Source organism: Streptomyces sp. NPDC037410 (genome assembly GCF_055602235.1).
Map to the genome: position 1 here is coordinate 105,812 of NZ_JBVJWR010000021.1, position 24,390 is coordinate 130,201.

Consider the following 24,390-nt stretch of genomic DNA (forward strand, 5'->3'; position numbering starts at 1 on the left):
GATGGTAGGGGCACTTCCGGCCGATGCCCAGTTTCGGCCACGGTGATGAGGAGTGCCGCGTGTCTGCTCCGTCCCCGCAGTCCGCCCGGAGAACCGTCCGGATCACGATCGTCCTGTTGTTCGCCGCCTGGCTGGTCGACTATGCCGACCGGCTCGTCATCAATCTGGTCCTGCCCTCCCTCGGCGCCGAGTTCGAGCTCAGTCGCGGGCAGCAGGGCCTGATCGTCTCCGCCTTCTTCCTCGCCTATGCCCTCGCCCAGATACCCGGCGGGATGCTCGCCGACCGGTACGGCGCGCGCCGGGTCACGCTCTGGGCCCTGCTGGCGTGGTCGGTGTTCACCGCGCTGACCGGTCTCGCCTGGTCGTTCGTGGTGCTGCTGGTGCTGCGGTTCGCGTTCGGTGCCGCCGAGGGAATCTTCCCGCCCGCCTCGCTGAAGGTCCTCGTGGAGCGGACCACCCCGGACGAGCGGATGGCCGCCAACGGTTGGATCATGAGTTCCAACGCGGTCGCCGGTGTCCTCACCCCGCTTCTCGTCGCTCCCCTGATCGCGGCCCTCGGCTGGCGTTCGGCGTTCTACTCGACGGCGGCGCTCGGCGTCTTCGTCCTCGTGGCGGTACGGATGCGGCTCCCCGCCCCGCTGCCCCGCACGGAACCGGCGACGGGCACCGTCCGCCCCGGCGCGGGCGGTGTCCTGGGGCTCGGTGTGGTCTGGCGCTTCAGCGCCATGATGTTCGGCTACAGCGCGATCGTCTGGGGCTTCAACACCTGGGTCCCCTCCTACCTCGGCGAAGAGTTCGGGGTCTCCCTCACCGAGGCCGGAGTCCTCGTGGCGGTCCCGGCCCTCGCCGCCGCCGGGGCGATCGTCGTCGGCGGCCGGATCTCGGACCGGCTCGGCGGCCATCACCGCAAGGTGATCGTGCCAAGCATGACGGGGGCCGCCGCCGCGCTGCTCCTGGTCGCCTTCTCGTCCTCGCTCACCGGCTTCGTCGTCTTCGGCACGATCGCCTCGGTCGCCGTCTCCCTCTGCTACATGCCCATCCTCGCCGTCCCGCTGAGCGGACTGGCCCCGGAACAGGTCGGCGTGGGCAGCGCGGTGGTCGTCCTCGGCGGCCAGGTGGCCGGCATGGTCGTCCCGCCCGTCGTCGGCGCGCTCGCCGACGCCTTCTCCTTCCAGGTGGCCTTCGCCTCCCTGGTCCTCGGCGCCGGCATCGCCGCCGTCATGGCTCTCCTGACCCCGCAGGACGCCGCCTCCTTCCGGACCGCCACCGGCGCGTCCCACCTTCCCGCGCCCGCAAAGGAGCACTCGTGACCGCCGCCTCCCTCACCCGCCTGCTGACCGCCCTCCCCGACCGGCTGCCCGGCCTGCGCGCCGTCTACGAGGATCTGCACACCCACCCGGAACTGTCGTTCCAGGAGTTCCGCACGGCCGGGATCGTCGCCGACCTGCTGCGGCAGCAGGGCTGGGACGTCACCGAGGGCGTCGGCGGCACCGGCGTCGTCGGGGTCATGGTCAACGGCGAGGGCCCCGTGGTCCTGCTCCGCGCCGACATGGACGGGCTCCCGGTCCAGGAGCGGACGGGACTGCCGTACGCCTCACGAGCGACCGCCGTCGATGGCGCGGGCAACGAGGTGCCCGTGATGCACGCCTGTGGCCACGACATGCACGTCACCTGTCTCCTCGGCGCCACCGCCCAGCTGGCCGCCGCCCGCGGGGAGTGGCACGGCACGGTCGTCGCCGTGTTCCAGCCCGCCGAGGAGGTCGGCGGTGCGCCGGTGATGATCGAGGACGGATTCCTGGAGCGCTTCCCCCGCGCCGACGTCTGCCTCGGCCAGCACGTGGCCCCCGCGCCCGCCGGGTTCGTCGGCACCCGGCCCGGACCGGTGATGGCCGCCTCCGACAGCCTGAGGGTCCGCCTCTTCGGTCGCGGCGGGCACGGCTCGACGCCCGAGTCGACCGTCGACCCGGTCGTCATGGCCGCCGCGGTCGTCATGCGGCTGCAGACGATCGTCTCCCGGGAGACGGGGGCGGCACAGACCGCGGTGGTCACCGTCGGCTCGCTGCACGCGGGCACCAAGGAGAACATCATCCCCGACACCGCGGACCTGCGGATCAACATCCGCTCCACAACCCCCGCGGTACGGGACCGGGTCCTCGCGGCCGTCGAACGGATCGTCCGCGCCGAGGCCGCCGCCTCCGGCGCCCCGAAGGACCCCGAGATCACCGGGCTCAACTCCTTCCCCGTCACCGTCAACGACGAGCCCGCCACGGGCACCGTGCTGACGGCGATCTCCGAGGTCCTCGGCCAGGAGCGGGTCTTCACCCTGCCCCAGACCCTCACCGGCAGCGAGGACTTCGGCGTCTTCGGCACGGCCCTCGGCGTCCCGTCGGTCTTCTGGCACTTCGGTGGCGCCGACCCCGCTCTCTTCCGGGACGTCGACCCCCAGGCGCTGCTGACGGACGGCCTGCCCGACACGATCCCCGCGAACCACTCGCCGCACTTCGCCCCCGTACCCGACCCCACCATCCGGATCGGCGTGACGGCCCTGCTCGCGGCAGCCGCCCCGTGGCTGTGCTCCGAGGAGGCCGGCGGCCGGAAGAGCTGACGTACCGCTCCCGTCGCCGTAACGCACCGCCCTTCGCTCCGTCCCCTCCCTCCCTCAGCCCGGCCCTCCGGAAAGGCTTCCGCATGAGCATGTACGACTCCGGCTCCGATCTCGCCTACCTCAGCGCCACCGAGGCCCGACGCCTCTTCGAGGCCCGCGAGCTGTCCCCCGTGGAGCTGATGCGCGCGGTGATCGACCGCGCCGAACAGACCGAACCGGTCGTCAACGCCTTCACCGAGCGACTCTTCGACGAGGCACTCGAACAGGCCCGGCACGCCGAGGACCGCTTCCTCGGCAGGGGCGGCCTGGCGCCGCGCCCGCTGGAGGGCATCCCGGTCGCCACCAAGGAGAAGCACGCGATCGCCGGGCGGTCCCTCACCGAGGGCTCGCTCGTCAACGTCGGCGCCACCGCGAACGAGAACGCCCCGGTGATCGACCGCATCCTGGAGGCCGGCGGCATCATCCACGCCCGCACCACCACCCCCGAGTTCTCCATCGCCACCTTCACCCACAGCCGTCTGTGGGGCGTCACCCGCAATCTCTGGAACCCCGAGTTCACCCCCGGCGGCTCGTCCGGCGGCGCGGGCGCCTCGCTCGCGGCGGGCACCACGCTCCTCGCCTCCGCCTCCGACATCGGCGGATCCACCCGCATCCCCGCGGCCTTCACCGGCACCGTCGGCTACAAGGCCCCCTACGGCCGGATTCCCGGCGTCGCACCCCTGTCGGCCGACCACTACCGCGGCGACGGCCCCATGGCACGGACCGTCGACGACTGCGTCACCTTCGCCAACGTCCTGGCCGGCCCCGACCCGCGCGACCACGTGTCACTGCGCCCGAAGCTCGTCCTGCCGACCGAGTACGACACGGTCGCGGGGATGCGCGTCGCCCTGTGCCTCCGACTGGGCGCGTACGACGTCCACCCGGAGGTCGAGGCCAACACCCGTGCGGTCGCCCGCGCCCTCACCGACGCGGGTGCCGTCGTCGAGGAGATCGAACTCCCGTGGACCAAGGACGACCTCCTCATCAGTCTCGCGGCGCACTTCTCCACCATCTTCGGTGCCCTCGTCTCGGAGATCGAAGCGAAGCACCGCGACCGGATGTCGGCCTACGCGGTGGCCTTCGCGGACGTCATGGCCGCCGCCCGTGAGCAGATCACGTACCTTGACGGCCTGCGTGTCGAGACCCGCCTGCAGCGCGAGCTGGGCGAGGCGATGGCTCCCTACAGTGCCCTGATCTGCCCGACCACGGCCGTCCCGGGACTGCCTGCCGGAGACGACCTTCTCGGCCGCCTGGTGGTGCACGGCGAGGACCACGGCGAGCCCCTGTGGGCAGCCATGACTATCCCCTTCAACATCAACAACCGTTGCCCCGTCCTCAACGTCCCCAGTGGCCGCTCCAGTTGGGGCCTGCCCACGGGCGTCCAGATCGTCGGCCACACCTACGACGACCCGACCGTCTTCCGTATCGGCAAGGCCCTGGAGTGCCTCCGCCCCTGGACCTACACCCGGGACCACCGGCCTGCCGTCTCGTGATGATCTAAGTTCCTATACTTAGATATCGGGAATCGGCGCGGCCATTGACAGTTATGTCCAGCCACCTCACGATGCCGCATGCGTTCTTACGCACATTCATACCGTCATTCCCCATGCTCAGGACCCGACTCCCTGGGAGCGTGAATGCCACTCGTCCCCCACTGTCTGACTGCCCGTCGCCTGGACTGCCTGTGACCACCTCGGACCCCGCCGGGGCCCCGCCGTCGGCTGCCGGGCTGGCGGCCGGACTGATGGAGGCCGAGGCCGAACGCGCCCAGGAGGCCCGCGCCGGGCAGGAGATCCTCTTCGCCGACGACCTCCTGCCCGGCGTCGGCGGTGAACGACTGACCCTGCGTCAGGGTTTGGCAGCCGGCGGCTCGGCGACGTTCGTCACCTTGACCGCTCTGGCGGCGTTCGACGAAATGGAGAGCGCGACCCTCGGGGTCCTGGCCCCCGACATCCGGGACACCTTCGGGATGAGCGACGGCGCGATCGTGGCTCTCTCCGCCGCCTCCGGGGCGTTCCTGGTACTCGGTGCGCTGCCGATGGGCCGGCTGGCCGACCGGTGCCGCCGCGGCAGGGTCGCAGGATGGGCCGGCCTGGCGTTCGCAGCGACCGTGGTCGCGAGCGGATCGGCCGTTAATGCCTTCCTGCTGTTCCTGGCCCGGCTCGGCGTGGGGGTCGCCAAGTCCAGCACTCTGCCCGTCCACGGATCGCTGAACGCCGACGCCTATCCGATCGCCGTCCGCGGCCGTCTCGCCGCCGCCGGCGGGTTCGCCGGCCGCCTGGCCGGGACGCTCAGCCCCCTGGCGGTCGGTGGGGTCGCCGCGCTGGCCGGCGGGACCGAGGGGTGGCGCTGGGCGTTCTTCGCCCTCGGTGTCCCGACCGCTGTCGTGGCCCTGCTCGCGTTCCGGCTGCCGGAACCCCGGCGCGGCCAGAACGAGATGAAAGCCGTCCTGGGCGAAGTCATCGGCCACGAGAAACCGATGCCGATCTCCCTGGAGGCCGCCTTCGCCCGTCTGACGCAGATCCACACCACCAAAACCGCCGTTCTGGCCTTCGCCGCCCTGGGTTTCAGCCTGTTCACCGGACCGGTCCTGACCAACCTGTGGATGCAGGACCACTTCGGCCTCAGCACCTTCGCCGCGGCGTCTACGGCACCCTCGGCGGCCTCGGCGTGCTGGCAGTCCTGCCGTTCGTCGGGCCCCGCTACGACCGCCTCTACCGCACCGACCCGGCGCGCGCCCTGAAACTCGTCGGCTACCTGATCCTGCCGACCGCCCTCGTCACGCCGATCCAGTGGTTCATGCCGACCGCTCCCGCGTTCGTCATCCTGCAGATGATGTCGCTGATCCTGCTGTCGACCGCGTTCGCGATGACCGGCCCGGTGATGCAGTCCGTATCGCCCCACCGGCTGCGCGGCCTCGGAATGGCGCTCGCCGCCGTCTACATCTTCTTCGTCGGCGCCACCGGCGGATCACTGCTGTCCGCACTCTTGCTGGCCTCCTACGACGCCCGGATCGCGGCGCTGGTGATCGGCGTTCCGTCGACGCTCGTGGGCGCCGTCCTACTGATCCGCAGTGCTTCGTACATCAGGAACGACCTGTCGCTGGTCGTCCACGAGCTCCGGGAGGAACTGGCCGAGCAGGAACGACAGTTGCAGGACCCTGACGGCGTCCCGGTACTGCAGGTCGCCGACATCGACTTCTCTTACGGCAACGTGCAGGTGTTGTTCGACGTCGGCTTCGACGTGCGGCGCGGCGAGGTACTGGCCCTGCTGGGCACGAACGGCGCGGGCAAGTCCACGATCCTCAGGGCGATCTGCGGCCTGGGAACGCCCTCGCGGGGCGTGGTACGCCTCAACGGACACACCGTCACCTACGTCTCCCCGGAGCGGCGCGGCCGCCTCGGCATCCGCCTGCTGTACGGCGGGAAAGGCGTGTTCGGAGCCATGACCGTCAAAGAGAACCTGGACATGGGCGCCTTCCAGCTGCGCGAGACCGACCAGGCCCACCGCGCGGCACGCCTCGCCCACGTCCTGGAACTGTTCCCGGACATCGCCGACCGCCTCGACCGGTGTGCCGGATCGCTGTCCGGCGGCCAGCAGCAGATGCTCGCGCTCGCCATGGTCCTGATGCACGACCCCGAGGTGCTGCTGATCGACGAACTGTCCTTGGGCCTGGCACCGGCGGTGGTGCAGGACCTGCTGAGGGTGGTCGAGCGCCTCAAGGCGGACGGGTTGACGATCATCTTCGTCGAACAGTCCCTGAACGTCGCCCTCGCGATCGCCGACCGGGTGGTGTTCCTGGAGAAGGGGCAGGTCAGGTTCGTCGGCGACGCCCGCGAGCTCGCCGAACGCGACGACCTGGCGCGCGCGGTCTTCCGTGGTGGAGAGTGATCATGGGTCGCAGTCCGCGCGCGAGGGCGCCTTCGACCATGCGCCGGTAGTGGGCGATCGCGGCGTGGGAGAACCTGCCCGGCGCGGGTTCGATGCGGGCCCATTCGATGCTGAACCGGTAGTCGGAGAAGCCGAGTCCGGCGAGCAGGTCCATGTCCTCGCGCCAGCGGTGGTAGCTGTCGCAGGCGTCCCCACTGGGTTCCTTGATGTGGTCGGCGAGGCCGCTGTGTTCCAGGGCCCACCAGTCGCTGGCCGTGTTGGCGCCCTCGGTCTGGTGCGCGGAGGTGGAGGCGCCCCAGAGGAATCCGTCGGGATATCGCGAGGGGCGGGCGGACGTTCGCGTCATGGGGTGGTGGGGTCCTTCCGGACGGGCCGCGGTCATGTGACCCGGCGGATCGGCAGGATGCACAGGCCGCCGGCGACGCCGATGACGGTCGCGAGCAGGAACAGGGGCGGGTATCCGAAGGCGGGAACCACCGCCGCGGCGAGGACAGGGGCGAGCAGGGAGGGCACGGTGTTGGCGATGTTGAGGAACCCCAGGTCCCGGGCCCGCGTCTCCGCCTGCGGCAGCACCTCGGCCATGACGGCCTGGTCGACGGCGAGGAAGCAGCCGAATCCGAGGGCCGCCGCGACGACGAACGTGTAGTACGCCCACAGCGAGGTGGTCGCGGCCAGCGGGACGACGGCCGCCGCCCCGATCGCGGCGGAGACGACGATGAACACCTTGCGCCGCCCGAGGCGGTCGGAGAGCGGACCGGACACCGCGATCGCGATGCCGGAGACGGCCACGTTGAGGATGCCGGCCAGCGCGATCGTGGAACCGGCACGCTCGGTCGACATGCCCAGGTAGTCCTTGAGCACGTAGAGCTGGTACACGAGGACGAGGCTGATGCCGAGCAGGGTCAGCAGCCTGCCGGCCATCGCCCACAACAGGTCCGCGTCCCGTGGCGGCACCAGGCTCCGGGCGAAGAGCCGACCCGAGAACCGCTCACGGGGCAGGCGGACGCTCGACCGGTCGGGCACCGCGAACAGCAGCACGAGCCCGCCCACCGGGATGATCCAGAAGATCCAGCGCAGTGCGAGCACGGGGGTCGCGACCAGAAGACCGGCGGCGACACCGCCCATCCCCATGCCCAGCAGCTGGCCGATACCGGCCCAGGAGGACGCCTTGCCCAGGTCGGCGGAGGCCACCCGGTCGGGCATGACCGCGTTGAGCGGCGCGACGAGCGCGTTGAGGCCGATCTGGAACCCGACCCACAGCAGTACGAGGACCGGGAAACTCCGCGTGAAGGAAACCGCGCAGCCCAGGAGGGCCGTGGTGAACCCGCCGAACAGGATCCACGGGTGACGCCGTCCCCAGCGCGAGCGGGTGCGGTCGGACAGCACCCCGATCACGATGTTGGCGGCCATCGCGGCGACCGCGCCGGCCCCTGCCAGAACGGCGAATCGGCCGGTCTTGGTCCCCTCGTCGAGCTGTTCGAGGAGTGACAACAGCAGGGTGTTCGACGCGGCGACGGGCAACACCCAGCTCAGGTTCGCGATGCCGAGTACGGGGCCCAGGCGGCCTGTTCTCGCGGGTGGTTCTTCCTCGGGGACCGGCACGTCCGGAAGGACGGGACCGGCAGACGGTGACGTCATGGACAGCTCCTTCGCTGTGCCCGCGCTCAAGGTCGGCTCACCCTAGCCACGAAAACTTAGGGCTACAAGGTTTTTGTGTGAGGTTCGTAGACTGACGGCATGAGCACTCCTCGGGGCCCCTACGCCAAGACCTCGGCCAAGCGCCAGAAGATCCTCGAAGCCGCCCTCGCCGCCTACGAGGAGGCGGGCAGCCGCGGCGTGTCCGTACGCGACATCGCCCAGCGCGTGGGGATGACCGACGCCGGCGTGCTGCATCACTTCGGAAGCCGCGAGGGGCTGCTCACGGCCGTCCTCGAAGCCCGCGACGCCGAGGCCGTGGCCCGCTTCGGCGACCCGATCGAGAACCCGCCCGCCGCGCTGGAGGTCCTGGCCCGCAACGCCGCCACACCGGGGCTGGTCAAGCTCTTCCTCGACGTGGCCGCCGCCGCCGCCGAACCGGAGCACCCGGCCCACTACTTCTTCACCCGGCGCTACGAGCGGTACCGCGACGGCCTCGCCGACATGCTCGCCAAGACCGCCACGTCCAACGCCCCCGCCGTAGCTGCCGATCAGTCGGAACTCGACGCCGCCTGGGCGGCCCGCGTCCTGCTCGCCGTCACCGACGGCCTCCAGCTCCAGTGGCTCCTCAAGCCCGACATCGACATGGCCGCCGACCTCGCCCGCCTGCATGCCGTCCTGGTGGACGGTCTGCGAGAGCGGACACCGGACGCGACCTGAACGAGCCGAGCCGGCGAATGCGCCGTCTGCCCTACGTCCACCAGCCACCGGACGGACCTGGAAAACCGGAACAGTCGACCACTCCCCGGTTCCCCAGCGGTCCCGTCGTCCTCACGCCGCCCCCTTCTGAACATGGGCGCGGCGGCGGGCAGCCCAGCGGACGGTCATCGGGGTCACGACGGAGGTGCCGGCGAAGAGCAGGGCGAGGGCGGTCCAGCCGAGCAGTCCGTGGGGCAGGACGAGCAAGGTGAGGAGCGCCGGGGCGATCATGCCGGTGGTGGCCGTGCCGAAGGCGTACGCGCCCTGGTAGGCACCCATGGCGTGGTCGGGGGACAGGGCGTAGCCGAGGGTCCAGCTGCCGGCCTGGTACAGGACTTCACCGATCGACAGCAGGAGGACCGCTGCGACCAGGACGGCGATGGCGGTCCAGGGGGTACGGGCCGCGGCGAGGCCGGCGGTCACACAGGCCGCGGCGACCAGCAGGCCGCCCCGGCGGAAGGCGCGCGCCGCGCCGTCGAGGTGCGCGGTGCCACGGGTCGCCCGTATCTGGAGGAGCACGACGGTCACGGTGTTGACGATCAGCAGGTGACCGACGAGCGCGGGGGGCGCGGAGGTGTACTCCGCCAGCCACAGGGGAAGCCCGACCTGCATGACGGTGAACTGCGTGTTCACCACGGCGTTGAGGGACGTGACCGCCATGAAGGGCAGGTTGCGGAGGGGGCGCCCGGCTGTTTCGCCACCGTCGGTGGAGCCGTCCGGGCGGGTCGCGCGCCGCTCGGCAGAGACCCCCCGGAGGACGGCGGCGGCCAGCAGGAAGCACCCGGCGTCCGCCAGGATGGCCGAGGCATAGGCGGCCTCGGAGTCGAAGACCAGGACGAGCGAGCCGAGCGCCGCGCCGGCCCCGAGTCCCAGGTTGAGCACCGTCCGCAGCAGGCCGAGGACCTGGGTGCGGGTGCCGGCGGGCACGGCGTCGGCGTACAGCGTCCCGCGGACGGCGGTGGCCGCCTGGTCGGTCACGGCCACCAGGCAGGCCAGGACCAGGAAGGCCGGGTAGCCGCCGGCCGCGGTGTAGCCGGCGGTGAAGGCCGCCTCGGCCAGAAGCAGGAAGGTCAGGAGGCGCTTGCTGCCCCAGCGGTCGGCGGCGCGGCCGGCCGGGACGGGCGCGAGGAGTCCGCACAGCCCGGCGAGGGTGAGGGCGAAACCGATCCGACCGGGGGACAGGTGCAGGCTGCGGGTGAACCAGATCAGGCTGACCGTGAGGAAGAGACCGCGTCCGATCGCTCCCGCGAGGGTCATCACCGCCAGTCTCCTGACGGTGGGGTCGGCCGTGAGCCTGGTGGTGGGAAGGGGCGCGGAGGGGATCCTCGGAAGGGTTCCGGATGGCGGTGCCGTGTTCATGGGGGTCAGCACAACGGTTGCGCACGGACCGCAGAACTGTTTAAGTCCGATACTTAATGATCCGATTCCGGCTGGAGATCGGCGACCTGGCCGCCACCTCCTTCGCCTGCTCGCCGCTCCAGGAGACGGTCCTCAGCCTGCGGGTGTGGACCCACGCGCCGCTCTTCCCCTGGCAGACGGCCCTGCTCGCCGACCGCCGCGCCGCCTTCGGGGAGGCGGACACCGAGCTGCTCACCTCCCTGGTGGCCCGGTCCCGCCCCTGGGTGCCGGATTTCCTCACCCCGCGCCCCACCACCTCCCACCCCGCTGTCGGGGCGGAGTTCACACGGCTGCGCGCCACCGATCCCGGGAGGCTCCCGGGCGACATCGCCCGGACGTTCCACCCCCTGGGCGAGGACGTGCCCGCCCGCCTCGCCGCGGGCCTCGCGCGCCCCGAGATCCTCCTCGCCGAGATCGCCGACGCCCTCCAGACCTACTGGGACCGGTGCCTCGCGCCCCACTGGCCCCGGGTCCGGTCCGTACTGGAGGCCGACCTCGTCCACCGGGCGCGGGTCCTCGCGGAGCAGGGCGCCGGGGGGCTGTTCGCCGGCATCGACCCGCGGCTCGTCTGGGAGGAGGGGCACCTCACCGTCCACTCCGACACCTTGGCGCCTCCGACGCATGACATCGCGGTCCGGGGGCGTGGGGTCCTGCTCACCCCCACCTGCTTCAACCGCAAGGCGTCGACGATGCTCGACGAGCATCTGCCGCCGCACATCGTCTATCCGGCCCGTGGCCTCGCGACCCTCGCCGAGTCGACCATCGTCCCGGTCGCCACGGAGGCCCTGAAGCGCCTCTTGGGCGGTCCGCGCGCCCAGCTTCTCGCCCTGCTCGCCGAGCCGTCCTCCACCACCGAACTGGCTCACCGCCTGGGTGTCACTCCCGCCGCGGTCAGCCAGCACCTGGCCGTCCTGTCGGACGCCGGACTCACCCGGCGGGCACGCCACGGCCGGCTCGTCCTCTACGCCCAGAGCCCGCTCGGCGACGACCTCTGCCGCCTCGGGCGGGACGAGGAGTCATAGGGGGAACGAACGGGGCCGGGTCTCCGGAAGGAGACCCGGCCCCGTTCGTTCGGCGGCCGGAACGGCGGCCCGGAGGCGGCGGACCGGGGACGGGCGGCCCGCCGCCGCACGGATACGGGTGGAGCCGTACCCGTGCGGCTTCGGGAGATCAGCGGCGCCGAAGGTCAGCTTGGTCGTGACTCTTGAACGCATGAGCTCGTTCCTGTGCGAGTGGCGCACGTGTGGAGACGGGTGGAGCCGCCCCGGCCGGGTGGTGCCTCGCTCACTCCACCGCCTGCCACCGCGCCGTAGAACCCATTGAGTGCCGGACTTAATCGTCTGTGCGGCAGCAGCCGGAGCGGTACACACCTGCCGTGAACCTCCACCACGCGCCCTTCGACCTGAACGCCTTCGTCGTACGGGCCAAGGCCGCCACCTACGTCGGCGGACGCGGCCACGTACCCGCGTCACGCACCGCCTCCCACGACCTCGAGTACCGGGAGGACGGCCTCGTCTACCGCGACAGCTACTTCGGAGGCATCGACTTCCTCGGCCAGGAGACCGTCCACTCCGACGGCCAGCCGGTCTGGGGCATGAACTACTACGGCTGCCTGCTCACCGACGACATCACCGCCCACACCGCCGGCGAGACGATCAAGGCCGCGCTCACCGCCCTGTACGCCAAAGGCCGTTTCCTCGGCGGCTTCCGCCATGAAGGCGCCGACGGGCTCCGGTACGTCGACGAGAACACGGGAACCGTCGAACGCTTCACCGGCATCGAGCACATCCTCACCCCGACCGGCGAGCGCGCCTACGAACTGCGCTACCACGGCGGCCGCGTGCTCGGCTGAACGCGCCGAAGCCACCTGGCCAGGGCACGGCCCTCCCGTGAAGGTGGGCGCAGTCGGCGAGCAGGATGCGTGAGCGATGCGTGGGCGGACGTCCCGGCACAGCACAGTTCCGTCCGGATCACGCGTCACCGCTCATCCCGTCCGATCAGGGCGCCCGGACGGCGTGACACCGTCCGGCGTCACCCGGTCGGCCCTGGCCGGAACCTGCCATGGGGTTCACCGCGCAGGCTTGGTCCGGGAATGGTCCGGGTCGCGCTCGATCCCTTGTGGCAGATGGGCCCACGCGGCTGACGTCCTTTCGAGAGCCGGCGGTCAGCGGCGTGTGTCGGTCGGCAGGTAGTAGGGGCGGTTGTGGGCGGCCACCGGGGGAGACTGGTACGTCCAGGCGCCGGCGGCCGGTGTACCGTCGCCGAGCACGGCGTGCACGTCGCGGCCGAGCTCACCGTCGGTGGCGTGGTGGGATGAACTGGGAGTTTCGGTGTAAACACACCCGCTCGCCAAATGGGGCAAGCGAGAGGCGCCTGACCGACGAAAGCCCAGGTCAGGCGCCTCTTCTCGTGCCGCTAGAAGAAGCCGAGCTTCTTCGGCGAGTACGCCACCAGGAGGTTCTTCGTCTGCTGGTGGTACACGACGCGTGGCCCCCTTGACCTGCGGACATGGCCGCTCGTGGCGGTCGAATCGCTTTCGTGGACCGGGAATGGTCCGGATGGCGCTCGGGGTGCTTCGGCGGCGAGCCCGTGGCGTTCTCCCGCATCTCCTGCCGTGAGTAGAAGCGGGACGAGGGTGAGGGGTGGGAGGGGGCTTTCGGTCTCAGAGCCAGCCGCGACGGCTCGCCTGGACGCCGAGTTGGAAGCGTGTTCGTGCGCCCAGCAGCTCCTGGAGGCGGGTGATGCGGCGGCCGACCGTCCTTTCGCTGACGCCGAGTTCGCGGGCGATCGACTCGTCGGTCAGACCACCGCTGAGACAGGTGAGGAGCTGTCGGGTCTCGGCGGTGGGAGCCGCGCGGTGGTCGTCGGTCGTGTCGACGGCGTTGGGCAGCGGGACGGCGATCTGCCAGTACGAGTCGAAGACACCGATCAGCGCGTCGAGGAGGTCCGACCGCCGCACGACGATGTGGTGACGGCGGTCCCAGTCGCGTGCCGGGGGAGCCACCAGGGCGAAGCGGTCGTCGCAGATGCCCATGTTCAGAGGGACCTCTGTGAAGACACGCGCTTGTTCACCGAGGCCGATGGAGGTCTGGACGGCCTCCCGGGCGAGCCTGTCCCGCAGGACCTGGGACCCGTACACGACCGAGGTCCTGACGCCGCGGGACAGTGCCTCCTCGCAGCCCGGTGCCAGTTTGTTGGGGCGTGCCGACCGGCCGGTGTAGCCGATGGTGAGGGCGCGGATCTGTTCGGTAGCCTCGTCGTACAGCCGTCGGCCGATCGCGGTGCGGGCGGCCTCCGTGCGGATGATCTCGATGTAGCCGGCGCCCTGGGCGTGATGGTCGTGCCAGAACCGGGTCAGCTCCTCGACACCGTCGCGCAACGTGGCGAGCTCCTTGGCCCGGCTCTCCACCAGGGCGTCGAGCGCGGCACGCGGAGATTGTGCCACGAGCCTCGCGCCGTCCGGGTCCACCAGGCCGAGGCCGGTGAGTTCGACGACAGCCGCGCTCATGGCGTGCCCGCTCACACGCAGGACGCCCGCGAGTTCGGCCGGCGCCGTCGGGCCGCGCTCGACGAGGGAGAGATAGACGTCCTCGGCAGTCGCACTGATGCCAATGCCTTGAAGTGAATACACGTTCAAACTATTGCACGAGCCGCGCGGGAGTCGGTGGGGTCCTTCATGGGCGAGGCCTGTCCTCTTTCCGCCATGCCGGAATCCGACACCACGAACGCTTCGGTTTCATGCCGGTTCCCCGCACACTCTGCGTACGGCACGACTGATCGCCCGCGCCTCATGCCACTTGAACATTTCCCGACATGAGGCTTCCTGTGAGAGCGGCGTCGTGCGACTTCGCGTGCCCGCGTCCCATACGGCGTCCGTTTGTGCGGCCCGGTGCCCGCTGCTGCCCGGTGATCGACGTCAGGCGACCTTGGATCGCCAACTCCCTTTCCAGGAAAACCTGTTGCGAACGTTCATGTTGACTACTGGGTCATTGTGTTCGACCATGTGCGAAGTTGGTCCGTTGTCGGGGCGCTTCCGCCGACGGGACAAGCGTCGCCTCCCGGACTCGGAAAGCGCGTGCAGGGATGACACGAGCCTTTTGATTTCGCGTGAGTTCGGCGATGTGTTGCCGTTCGCGCACCGCCGCGCGTTTCTCGAGCCGTCTCTCAAGGAGTAATTCCATGTCCACTCATCGCAGTCGCCGACGTGCCGCAGCCGTCGCTCTGGGAACGGTCGTCACCCTGGCGCTCGGGGCGTGTTCCAGTGGCCAGGACACCGTGAAGCCGGGCGGCGACGACACCGCGAAGGTCGAGGGGAAGATCTCCCTGACGTATCTGCAGAAGCAGGGCGACCAGGAGTACTTCATCGGTGAGGCCGCGGGGGCCAAGGCGAAGGCCCAGGAGCTCGGCATCGACCTGAGAGTGGTCAACCTGGGCAACGACGCCAACAAGACGATCAGTGAGGTGCAGTCCGCCATCGCGCAGAAGACGAACGGCCTGATCGTCGTCGTCCCGGACCCCGCGGTGGGCCCCCAGCTCGCCCAGACCGCCAAGGACGGAAAGGTCGCGCTGCTCACCTCCGACGACCAGATCTGCACGACCGGCCCGGACCCGTCCGCCTGTGCTCCCGAGGCCCTGGTGCCGCGCATCGGGTTCAGCGGCGCCCAGATGGGTGGCGAGGTCGGCAAGCGCGCCGCCGAGGAGTTCAAGAAGGCCGGCTGGAACGCCGCCGACACCCGTACCGTCTCCGCCTGGAAGCAGGACGTCACCGTCTGCACCGACCGGGTGAAGGCCGCCGAGAAGGCCTTCAAGGACGGCGCGGGCGCGGACGTGAAGAACATCGCGGTCCCGACGGACAACACGCCGACCGGTGCCCAGGACAAGATCGCGGCGACCGTCACCGCCGACCCCGGCGTGAAGCACTGGATCGTGTGGGGCTGCAACGACGAGAACGTCCAGGGTGGCGTCACCGCCCTGGAGAACGCCGGCTTCAAGGCGTCCGACGTCATCGGCGTCGGCCTCGGCGCCTACCTGGCCTGCAAGAACTGGAGCTCGGGCAAGCCGTCCGGGATGAAGGCCGCCCTGTTCATCAACGGGGCCGACGTCGGCGCCCTGGCTGTGCAGACCATGTACGACAGGCTCAAGAACGGCAAGGGGTTCCCGAAGGAGGCGTTCGCGCCGACCAAGATGGTGGACGCCGCCGACTGGGAGGCCTCCGGGGTCACGTGCGGCTGACCCGGCGCCTCGCGCCGACGGGCTGACCAGACGCTCCGCGTCCGTCCGGCGCGGCCGTGCACCGTGACCGCCGCGCCGGAGTCGTGCCCTCGTACCGCTGCCGCCCGGCTGCGCTGTCCCGGGCAGCCCCAGCCACCCCTGTCGACACCGCTGCCAGCCTGTGAGGCCCCCATGAACCAACCCGGCGCCGAACCACCGGAGCCCACCCCGCCGCTCGACCGCCCCGGCGCGGTGATCACCGTCCAGAACATCGTCAAGCGCTTCGGGACCGTCCAGGCGCTCGATGGCGTCACGCTCGACTTCCCCGCGGGACAGGTCACCGCACTGATGGGGGAGAACGGCGCGGGCAAGTCGACCCTGCTCAAGATCCTCACCGGCGACCACCAGCCCACCGAGGGTCGGGTCCTGCTCGACGGTGAGCCCGTCGCGTTCGCCGCCCCGCAGGACGCCATCAGGGCCGGCATCCGGATCATCCCGCAGGAACCGGAGATCATCCCGCACGTCTCGGTGGCGGAGAACGTCTACGCGGGCTCCCTGCCCCGCAAGCGCGGACGCGTCCTCGACCGTGCGGAGCTGAGGCGCCGCGTCGCGGCCGACCTCGCCCGGCTGGGCTTCGACAAGGTCATCGACCCCGGCGCACTCGGCTCGGAGCTCACCGCGGCCCAGCGTCAGCTGGTCGAGATCCTGCGCGCACTGACCGGTGATGCCAAGATCATCGCCTTCGACGAGCCCACCTCCTCGCTGTCCGAGCACGAGGTGGAGGCGCTCTTCGCGCTCATCGGCCGCCTCCGCGCCCAGGGCATCGCCGTCATCTACGTCTCGCACCGGATGAAGGAGATCTTCCGGCTCGCCGACCGGGTCGCGGTCCTGCGCGACGGCACGGTGGCCGGGGTGCTGGACGCCACGGCGACGAACGAGGAGGAGGTCGTCCGGCTCATGGTGGGCCGCGACCTGTCCTCGCTCTTCGTCCGCCAGGACGTCGCCCGGGACGAGGTCGTCCTCGAACTGCACGACGTCACCACCGACGACGTGACCGGCGTCAACCTGCGGATCCGGGCCGGTGAGGTCGTCGCCCTCGCCGGACTCATCGGCGCCGGCCGCTCGGAACTGGCCGGCGCGATCGCCGGAGACCTCCCGATCCGCTCCGGCAGCATCAGCATGAACGGCCGGCGTCTCTCCCTGCGCAACCCGAAGGACGCCATCAGGGCCGGTATCGGGCTCGCCCCCGAGGAACGCAAGGCCCAGGCACTGTTCCTCCAGCGGTCCGTCCGGGACAACACCTCACTCGTCAGCCTCGAACGGCTGCGCCGTCTGAGGTTCGTGAGAAGAGGTCAGGAAAGCGCCGTCGCACAGGAGTACACCGACCGGCTGCGGGTCCGCACGCCCTCCATCGAGCACGAGACCGGGAAGCTCTCCGGAGGAAACCAGCAGAAGGTGGTCCTGGCCCGCTGGCTGGCCCGCACACCCCGGCTGCTGATCCTCGACGAGCCCACGCGTGGCATCGACATCGGAGCCAAGGCCGAGATCTACCAGATCATCGCGGACCTCGCCCGCAGCGGCGTCGCCCTCCTGGTGATCTCCTCCGAACTCCCCGAGGTGCTCGGCCTCGCGGACCGTGTCGCCGTCATGCAGAACGGCCGGATCACCGGCGAACTGAGCCGGGCAGAGGCCACCGAGGAGGCCATCCTCAGCCTCGCCATGGCCGACGACCTCAGCACCCCCGCCCTCATGCCTGGAGCACTCCGATGACCGACACCACCGTCTCCCCCGCCCCGGACCGGACGGAGGGCGATCCGGCACCGGCACCGGCAGCGCCCGGCCGGCGGTTCCGGATCACCGCGGTCGGCGGGCAGAACCTCAGCCTGATCGGCGCCCTCGTCGTCGTGCTCGCGCTGTTCGGCTCGCTCAACGACAACTACCTCAGCTGGTCGAACATGCAGGTCATCGGCGAGGCCGCGACCCTCGTCGGGCTGCTCGCCGTCGTCCAGACCGTCGTCATCATCTGCGGCGCGCTGGACATCTCCGTCGGCTCCCAGGCCGGACTCGCCTCCGTCGTCAGCGCCATGGTCTTCACCTCCACGGGCTCCAGCGCCGTTGTCGGCATCGCCGCGGCCCTCGGCGTCGGCGTGCTCGCCGGCGTACTGAACGGTGTGATCATCGTGTACGGGCGGGTCAACCCGACCATCGCGACGCTCGCCGGACTCGCCGCGTACAAGGGCATCGCGCAGCTCGTCTCGGACGGCCGCGCGCAGGGCTACGTCCTCAACGACAGCGTCTTCGTCTTCCTCGGCCGCGGGAAGATCGCCGGACTGCCGGTGATGATCTGGATCCTGGCCGTCGTCGCGCTCGCGGTCCACGTCCTCCTCACCTACACGGACATCGGCCGCAACCTCTACGCCATCGGCGGCAACGACACCGCGGCCCGCCTCGCCGGCATCTCCATCAACAAGTACCTCATCGCCGCCTACTCCCTGTGCGGCGTGGTCGCGGCCGTCGCCGGCGTCCTGCTCACCGCACGCACCGGATCGGGACAGCCCGTGTCCGGCAGTGAAGGCCTGGAACTCAAGGCCATCACCGCCGCCGCACTGGGCGGCTGCGCCCTCAAGGGCGGCAAGGGCGGCATCGGCGGCACCCTCCTGGCGGTCGCCCTGCTCGGCGCCCTCGAGAACGGGCTCACCGTCCAGGGCATCAACACCTTCTGGCAGAACGTCGCCCAGGGCGCGCTCCTGGTCATCGCCGTCGTCATCCAGCAGCGCCGAAACAAGGAACGCCGCATCGGCCTCCCCACCTGAGGTGACCGCGACCCGGCAGGAACCCCCCCGTCTCACAAGGAGTGGAGATTTGACGCGCAGACGCACCTTTCTCATGGCAGGAACCGCCGTCGTGGCGGGAGTGGTGGCCGGCCCGCTGGGCTCCGCGACCACGGCGGCGGCCTCCGGGACCGTCGACGGAGCGGGAGCGGGGGCCCCGGCAGACGCTCTGCCGCAGCCCACGGTCACCCTGACACCCGTGCCCGACACCGTCGCGGGGGTGCGCGAGCCGGTGATCAGCCTCAACGGCAGCTGGTCGATCTTCACCGAGCCGCCCGCGGAGTTCTGGCGCGACGACGTCGACACCTCGGGCTGGCCGCGGGTCGAGGTGCCCGGAGAGCCCGCCATGCAGGGCGTGGACGTGCCGCAGGACAAGGAGTTCGCGTACCGGACCAAGGTCCCGGTGCCCGCCGACTTCGCCGGGCAGCGGATCGTCCTGCGCTTCGACGGGGTGTACAGCGACGCCCGGCTCTGGGTGAACGGGGCCCACGTCCGCGACCACCGCGGCGGATTCACGAGCTGGCAGGCGGACATCACCGACCACGTCACCCCGGGTGCGGAGGCGTGGGTCACCGTCGGCGTCACCGACCGCTGGCAGGACCTGTCGTACGAGACCTTTTACGCCCGCCACCGCATCGGCGGCATCCTCGGCGACGTACGGCTGATCGCCCTGCCGCCGGGACATCTGTCGAGCGTCCACGTGTCCACGACCTTCGACACCCGGTACCGCGACGCGGTCCTCGGCCTCCGGCTGACCCCGGCGGGCGCCGGCGCACTGCCGGTGCGGCTGGTCCTGCGGGACCCCGCGGGAGCCGAGGTGCTCAGCCGCTCCCTCGCCCCCGGCGGACCCGCGCAGTACGACATCGCCGTCACTGCCCCGCTCAAGTGGGACGCCGAGCACCCGAACCTCTACACCCTGGAACTGACGGCGGGGCCCGAGGGCGCCGAGTCCACCGTGACGCGCAGAGTGGGATTCCGGCAGATCAAGGTCGACGGCAAGCGACTGCTCGTCAACGGCCGGGAGGTCAAGCTGCGCGGTGTCGCCCACCACCAGGTCAGCCCGACCATGGGCCGGGGCGCCACCGGCCGCTGGGACGAGCAGGACGTACGCCTGTTCAAGGAAGCCAACGTCAACCTCATCCGCACCTCCCACTACCCGCCCACCGAGGCCCTGCTCGACGCCGCCGACCGGTACGGGATGTACGTGGAGGAGGAGACCGCGGTCTGCTGGGTGAACCAGCAGGGTCACGACGACCTCCTCGACGACCCGGCGTTCAAGCCGGACTGGCTCGGCCAGCTCGCCGAGATGGTGGAGCGGGACCGCAACCACGCCTGCGTCCTGATCTGGTCCATGGGCAACGAGAACATCGGCTGGGGCGCCAACCCGCAGGCCCAGTGGGACTACCTGAAGGCCGCCGACCCCTCGCGGCCCGCCGTCTACAGCCACGCCGAGACGTACTCGACCGGCGCGAGCTACGACATCTTCACCGCCCACTACCCGGACGTGAAGGGCCAGTTGGGCGGCGAGACCGCCAAGCCCTCGCTCTACGACGAGTACGCCCACCTGCCCGCGTACGACGTCGACGACCTGAGGACCGACCCGGGCGTCCGCACCTTCTGGGGCGAGACGATCTCGCGGTTCTGGCCCAAGGTCCACGACACGTACGGGGTCGTCGGCGGCGCGATCTGGGGCGGGGTCGACGAGGTGTTCCCGCTCCCCGGAGAGGTCTCCGGCACCGCCGAATGGGGCCTCGTCGACATCTGGCGGCGGCAGAAGCCGGAGTACTGGCTGGCGAAGAAGGCGTACTCGCCCGTCCGGGTCCCCGACGCGCCGCTGCTCGGGCAGCGGGCCCGTACCCCCCTCACCGTTCCGGTCTCCAACTGGTTCGACTTCACGAACCTGTCGGAGCTGACCGTCCGTTGGCGGGTGGGCGGCGCCCAGGGGACGATGCCCGGCATCGACCTCAAGCCGGGAGCGAGCGGCAAGCTGAGCATCCCGTACCGCTCCTGGACCGAAGGCGAGGTGCTCGCACTCGACTTCTTCGACGACCGGGACCGCCTGGTCGACTCCTATGCCCTGCCCATCGGCCCCGTCGCCGCGCCGGCACTGCCCCGCCCGGCAGGCTCCGCGCCCGCCGTCGAGGAGAGCGACGCGAGCCTCACACTGACCGGTGCCGGCTTCTCCGTCGTCTTCAGCAGGACGACCGGCCTGATCACCCGGGCGGAGTACGGCGGCACGACCGTGCTCACCGACGGCCCGCACCTGCATGTCCGCGGCGGACATCTGCCGCCCTGGACCTTCGGGTCGATCAGCGTGCGCCAGAAGGACGCGGGCACCACCGTCGTCACGATCTCGGGCAGCCACGGCGCGAGTCCGGTCGTCTTCGACGTCACGGTCGACGGCACCGGACTGCTCACCACGACGTACACCATCGTCAAGGCCCTGCCGGGGCAGCCGGACAGCGGCTACAAGGAACTCGGCGTGCGCTTCGGCGCCCCCGACGGGGCCGACCGCATCGACTGGCGCACCGGTTCCCTCTGGTCGGTGTACCCGGACGACCACATCGGCCGGCCCGTGGGCACCGCGCTCGCGGTGCCGCAGCACGCGGGATCCGTCTACCGGGAACGGCCCGGATGGAGCTGGTCGCAGGACACCCACTCGTACTTCCTCTACGGGAAGGACGACGCCGGCCGGGAGACGAACGACTTCCGCGCCCTGCGCTCCGCCGTCCACACCTTCGCGCTGACCCGCCCGGACGGCACCGGCGTGCGCGTCGAGTCCGACGGGAGCGTCGCGGCCCGGGTCGACCGGACCCCGCCCCGGTGGGTCGACGACAGCGACCCGGGCATCACGTACCAGGGCGCATGGACACATGCGCGGGGTGAGGGGTGGACGCACGATGACTTCGGGGACACCGAGTCCTTCTCGTTCACCGCGGGCGACTGGTGCGAGTTCGGCTTCGACGGCACCGGCGTCGAGTGGCTCGGCGGTCACGGCTCCAACCTCGGCCTGATCGACGTGTTCATCGACGGGCGACTCGACACCACCGTCGACCAGTACGCGCCCGCCAAGCAGTACCAGCAGGTCGTCTACCGCAAGACGGGCCTCGCCGAGGGGCGGCACACCATCCGCCTGGTCGTCACCGGAGAGAAGAACCCCTCTTCCTCAGGCATCCTCCCGCTCGTGGACGCGTTCCAGGCCCTGTCGGCCACCACAGGGGCGGCACGGGCCCTGTTCGTCGACACGCATTGGAACTATCCCGACTTCGGCTACGGGGGCGGCGACTACTACCGGCCCACCGTGCGGGTCGTCGACGGGACGACGGGCGCGGTCTCGCTGCGGCTGGGAACGTTCGCGACGACCTGACACGTGGGCCCTCGGGCAACCCCGAGGGCCCACCCCGACTGTTCCGCACCTTCGCAGTCGATTCCCGGCGCCCGGTGCCACCTCCAGGCGCCCCCACCCAGAAGGAGTCCACATGACCCGGGCACCCGTGCGCCTCCGGCGCACGCTCGCCGCGTTCCTCGGCCTGTCGTTGGGCGTGCTCAGCGGCGGCCTGGCCGCGCCTACGGTCTCGCAGGCCGCGCCCTCGTCCGCGCCCACCCCCTGGTCCGCGCCCACCCCCTCGACCTCGACCTCGATCACGGTCAACGGCACCAAGCCGGGCCTGACCTTCGACGGAGTCGGAGCGATCTCCGGCGGCGGCGGCAACTCCCGTCTCCTGGTCGACTATCCGGAGCCACAGCGCAGCGAGCTGCTCGACTACCTGTACAAGCCCGGCTACGGCGCCTCCCTGCAGCTGCTGAAGCTGGAGATCGGCGGCGACACCAACTCCACCGACGGTGCCGAACCCAGCCACATGCACACGGCCGGCACCGTCGACTGCAACCAGGGCTACGAGTGGTGGATGGCCGAGCAGGCCAAGGCCCGCAACCCGCAGATCAAGCTCGCCGCACTGTCCTGGGGCGCCCCCGGCTGGCTCGGCGGCGGCAACTTCTGGTCCCAGGACACCATCGACTACCTGATGTCCTGGATGGACTGCGCCGACGGCCACGGCCTCACCATCGACTACCTCGGCGGTTGGAACGAACGCGGCTACGACAAGACCTGGTACCGGAACCTCAAGGCCGCGCTGGTCTCCCACGGCTACGGCGCCACCAAGGTCGTCGCCGCGGACAGCGACTGGGGCGTGGCCGACGCCATGGCGCAGGACAAGGCGTTCAAGGACGCCGTCGACGTCGTCGGCGTGCACTACCCGTGCGGGTACCTCGACGCCTACGCCACCTGCCCCAGCACCCCCACCGCACAACGTCTCGGCAAGCCGCTGTGGGCCAGTGAGAACGGCTCCCAGGACGCCGACACCGGCGCGCCCGCCGTGGCGCGGTCGATCAACCGCGGTTACCTCGACGGAAAGATGACCGCCTACTTCAACTGGCCGGTCATCGCCGCCCTCTACCCGAACCTCTTCTTCTCCACCGACGGCATGTCCGTCGCGAACCAGCCCTGGTCGGGCAACTACCACATCGGCAAGACCGCCTGGGTGACCGCGCACACCACGCAGTTCACCCGGCCCGGCTGGCGCTACATCGACTCGGCGGGCGGCTACCTGGGCGGCACGCGCACCAACGGCAGCTACGTGACGCTGAAGTCGACGAACAACACCGACTACAGCACCGTCATCGAGACGATGGATGCCACCAGTGCCCAGACCGCCTCGTTCTCCGTCACCGGCGGCCTGTCCACCGGCCAGGTCCACGTCTGGGACACCGACGTCAAGTCGGACGACTCCTCCCGCTGGTTCGTCCACCAGCAGGACATCACCCCGAGCGGCGGCAAGTACACGCTCACCCTCCAGCCCGGCCACCTCTACACCGTGACCACCACGACCGGCCAGGGCAAGGGCACGGCCGTCTCGCCCGCCCGCAAGGCGCTCGCCCTGCCGTACTCGGACGACTTCGAGACCCGCGCCACCACCACCTCGCCGAAGTACTTCTCCGACATGAACGGCACCTTCCAGTCGGTGTCCTGCGGCGGAGGCCGTACCGGCACCTGCCTGCGGCAGATGGCTCCGATGTCGCCGATCCGGTGGACCGAGGAGCCGTACAACGCCCCGTACACGATCATGGGCGACGGCACCTGGAGCAACTACACCGTCTCCGCCGACACCATGTTCGAGCAGGCGGGCACCGTCGAACTCCTGGGCCGCGTCAACCAGCAGGGCAGGAACAACAACGGCCTGAACGCCTACCACCTGCGGGTCAGCGACACCGGCGCCTGGTCCATCGACAAGAGCGACACCAAGTGGAACTTCACCACCCTGGCGAGCGGCACCACCGGCGCACTCGGCACCGGCAGTTGGCACACCGTCGCGTTCACCCTTGAGGGCTCGGCCCTCACCGCGGTCGTCGACGGCGTCACCGTCGGCAGCGCCACCGACCTCAGCTACACCAACGGCCAGGCCGGCCTCGGCGTCACCGGCTACGTCACCGAACAGTTCGACGACTTCGCCCTGACCCCGGGCACCCCCACCTCGCACGAGGGCCAGGCCGCCTCCGGTCTGGCCGGCAAGTGCGCCGCCGCCGACGCCTCCGGAGCGAGCGGCACCCCGGTCCGCCTGTGGGACTGCGACGGCAGCGTTGCGCAGACCTGGACCTGGTCCAACGGCACCCTGACCCAGGGCGGCAAGTGCCTGGACGTCACCGGCCAGGGGACCGTCGACGGCACGGCCGTGATCCTCTGGGACTGCACGGGCGGCGCCAACCAGCAGTGGGCGCCGCAGCCCGACGGCAGCCTGAAGGGCGTCCAGTCGGGCCGCTGCCTCGACGTCCCCGGAGGTTCGACCACCAACGGCACCGAGCTGGTGATCTGGGACTGCAACGGCGGGGCCAACCAGCGGTGGACGCTCCCGTAGCGACTGCCGGAAGCGGGGGGGGGGGGGGGGGGGGGGGGGGGGGGGGGGGGGGGGGGGGGGGGGGGGGGGGGGGGGGGGGGGGGGGGGGGGGGGGGGGGGGGGGAGGGGG

16 protein-coding genes and 1 pseudogene are annotated in these 24,390 nt (G+C 70.8%); 13 read left to right on the top strand and 4 right to left on the bottom strand.

What is annotated here, in order from left to right:
• The first annotated feature begins 59 nt into the window (after positions 1-59).
• The 5 genes from ACZ7HT_RS29590 (at position 60) to ACZ7HT_RS29610 (ending at position 6,535) form a co-directional block, all read left to right on the top strand.
• Positions 60-1,310, top strand: a complete 1,251-nt coding sequence (locus ACZ7HT_RS29590) for an MFS transporter (protein WP_471171460.1) — start codon at positions 60-62, stop codon at positions 1,308-1,310.
• Positions 1,307-2,605 carry an amidohydrolase gene (locus ACZ7HT_RS29595; RefSeq protein ID WP_471171462.1) on the top strand — a complete coding sequence of 433 codons (1,299 nt, stop codon included), beginning with the start codon at positions 1,307-1,309 and terminating at the stop codon, positions 2,603-2,605. The genes ACZ7HT_RS29590 and ACZ7HT_RS29595 overlap by 4 nt, the downstream gene beginning before the upstream one ends.
• Before the next feature lie 83 nt (positions 2,606-2,688).
• The gene (locus ACZ7HT_RS29600; RefSeq protein ID WP_471171463.1) at positions 2,689-4,137 is read left to right on the top strand and encodes an amidase; all 1,449 of its coding nucleotides are present in this window, start codon (positions 2,689-2,691) and stop codon (positions 4,135-4,137) included.
• A 191-nt stretch (positions 4,138-4,328) separates the two neighbouring features.
• The gene (locus tag ACZ7HT_RS29605; RefSeq protein ID WP_471171465.1) at positions 4,329-5,387 is read left to right on the top strand and encodes an MFS transporter; all 1,059 of its coding nucleotides are present in this window, start codon (positions 4,329-4,331) and stop codon (positions 5,385-5,387) included.
• A 179-nt stretch (positions 5,388-5,566) separates the two neighbouring features.
• The gene (locus ACZ7HT_RS29610; protein WP_471171497.1) at positions 5,567-6,535 is read left to right on the top strand and encodes an ABC transporter ATP-binding protein; all 969 of its coding nucleotides are present in this window, start codon (positions 5,567-5,569) and stop codon (positions 6,533-6,535) included.
• Here ACZ7HT_RS29610 and ACZ7HT_RS29615 read toward each other — a convergent pair.
• Positions 6,522-6,881 (bottom strand): annotated as a pseudogene (locus tag ACZ7HT_RS29615) (family 1 glycosylhydrolase); the annotation flags it as partial. The gene ACZ7HT_RS29610 and the pseudogene ACZ7HT_RS29615 overlap by 14 nt on opposite strands.
• A 32-nt stretch (positions 6,882-6,913) precedes the next feature.
• Positions 6,914-8,173, bottom strand: a complete 1,260-nt coding sequence (locus ACZ7HT_RS29620; RefSeq protein WP_471171467.1) for an MFS transporter — start codon at positions 8,171-8,173, stop codon at positions 6,914-6,916.
• Between the two features lie 99 nt (positions 8,174-8,272).
• Between ACZ7HT_RS29620 and ACZ7HT_RS29625 the strand changes: the two genes are divergently transcribed.
• Positions 8,273-8,890, top strand: a complete 618-nt coding sequence (locus ACZ7HT_RS29625; RefSeq protein ID WP_471171468.1) for a TetR family transcriptional regulator — start codon at positions 8,273-8,275, stop codon at positions 8,888-8,890.
• A gap of 111 nt (positions 8,891-9,001) precedes the next feature.
• On the opposite strand, the gene ACZ7HT_RS29630 is transcribed toward ACZ7HT_RS29625, so the two are convergent.
• Positions 9,002-10,186, bottom strand: a complete 1,185-nt coding sequence (locus ACZ7HT_RS29630) for an MFS transporter (RefSeq protein ID WP_471171470.1) — start codon at positions 10,184-10,186, stop codon at positions 9,002-9,004.
• A 158-nt stretch (positions 10,187-10,344) separates the two neighbouring features.
• Here ACZ7HT_RS29630 and ACZ7HT_RS29635 point away from each other — a divergent pair, with 158 nt between their 5' ends.
• Together ACZ7HT_RS29635 and ACZ7HT_RS29640 are read left to right on the top strand one after the other, a co-directional pair.
• On the top strand, positions 10,345-11,349 hold the full coding sequence (locus ACZ7HT_RS29635) for an ArsR/SmtB family transcription factor (protein ID WP_471171472.1): 1,005 nt from the start codon (positions 10,345-10,347) through the stop codon (positions 11,347-11,349).
• Positions 11,350-11,702: 353 nt separating this feature from the next.
• Positions 11,703-12,179 carry a DUF5680 domain-containing protein gene (locus tag ACZ7HT_RS29640; protein ID WP_471171474.1) on the top strand — a complete coding sequence of 159 codons (477 nt, stop codon included), beginning with the start codon at positions 11,703-11,705 and terminating at the stop codon, positions 12,177-12,179.
• Positions 12,180-12,989: 810 nt separating this feature from the next.
• Here the strand turns inward: ACZ7HT_RS29640 and ACZ7HT_RS29645 are convergent.
• Positions 12,990-13,958, bottom strand: a complete 969-nt coding sequence (locus ACZ7HT_RS29645) for a LuxR C-terminal-related transcriptional regulator (protein WP_471171476.1) — start codon at positions 13,956-13,958, stop codon at positions 12,990-12,992.
• Between the two features lie 548 nt (positions 13,959-14,506).
• Between ACZ7HT_RS29645 and ACZ7HT_RS29650 the strand changes: the two genes are divergently transcribed.
• The 5 genes from ACZ7HT_RS29650 to ACZ7HT_RS29670 all read left to right on the top strand — a co-directional run bounded on the left by ACZ7HT_RS29650 (position 14,507) and on the right by ACZ7HT_RS29670 (position 24,281).
• Positions 14,507-15,559, top strand: coding sequence for a substrate-binding domain-containing protein (locus ACZ7HT_RS29650; protein ID WP_471171478.1), 1,053 nt, complete (start codon positions 14,507-14,509; stop codon positions 15,557-15,559).
• Positions 15,560-15,730: 171 nt separating this feature from the next.
• Positions 15,731-17,308, top strand: coding sequence for a sugar ABC transporter ATP-binding protein (locus ACZ7HT_RS29655; RefSeq protein ID WP_471171480.1), 1,578 nt, complete (start codon positions 15,731-15,733; stop codon positions 17,306-17,308).
• Positions 17,305-18,351: an ABC transporter permease gene (locus ACZ7HT_RS29660; RefSeq protein WP_471171481.1), complete on the top strand. Its 1,047-nt coding sequence runs from the start codon at positions 17,305-17,307 to the stop codon at positions 18,349-18,351. The genes ACZ7HT_RS29655 and ACZ7HT_RS29660 overlap by 4 nt, the downstream gene beginning before the upstream one ends.
• A gap of 73 nt (positions 18,352-18,424) precedes the next feature.
• Positions 18,425-21,736 carry a glycoside hydrolase family 2 protein gene (locus ACZ7HT_RS29665; RefSeq protein ID WP_471171482.1) on the top strand — a complete coding sequence of 1,104 codons (3,312 nt, stop codon included), beginning with the start codon at positions 18,425-18,427 and terminating at the stop codon, positions 21,734-21,736.
• A 112-nt stretch (positions 21,737-21,848) separates the two neighbouring features.
• Positions 21,849-24,281, top strand: a complete 2,433-nt coding sequence (locus ACZ7HT_RS29670) for a ricin-type beta-trefoil lectin domain protein (RefSeq protein WP_471171483.1) — start codon at positions 21,849-21,851, stop codon at positions 24,279-24,281.
• Positions 24,282-24,390 lie beyond the last annotated feature (109 nt).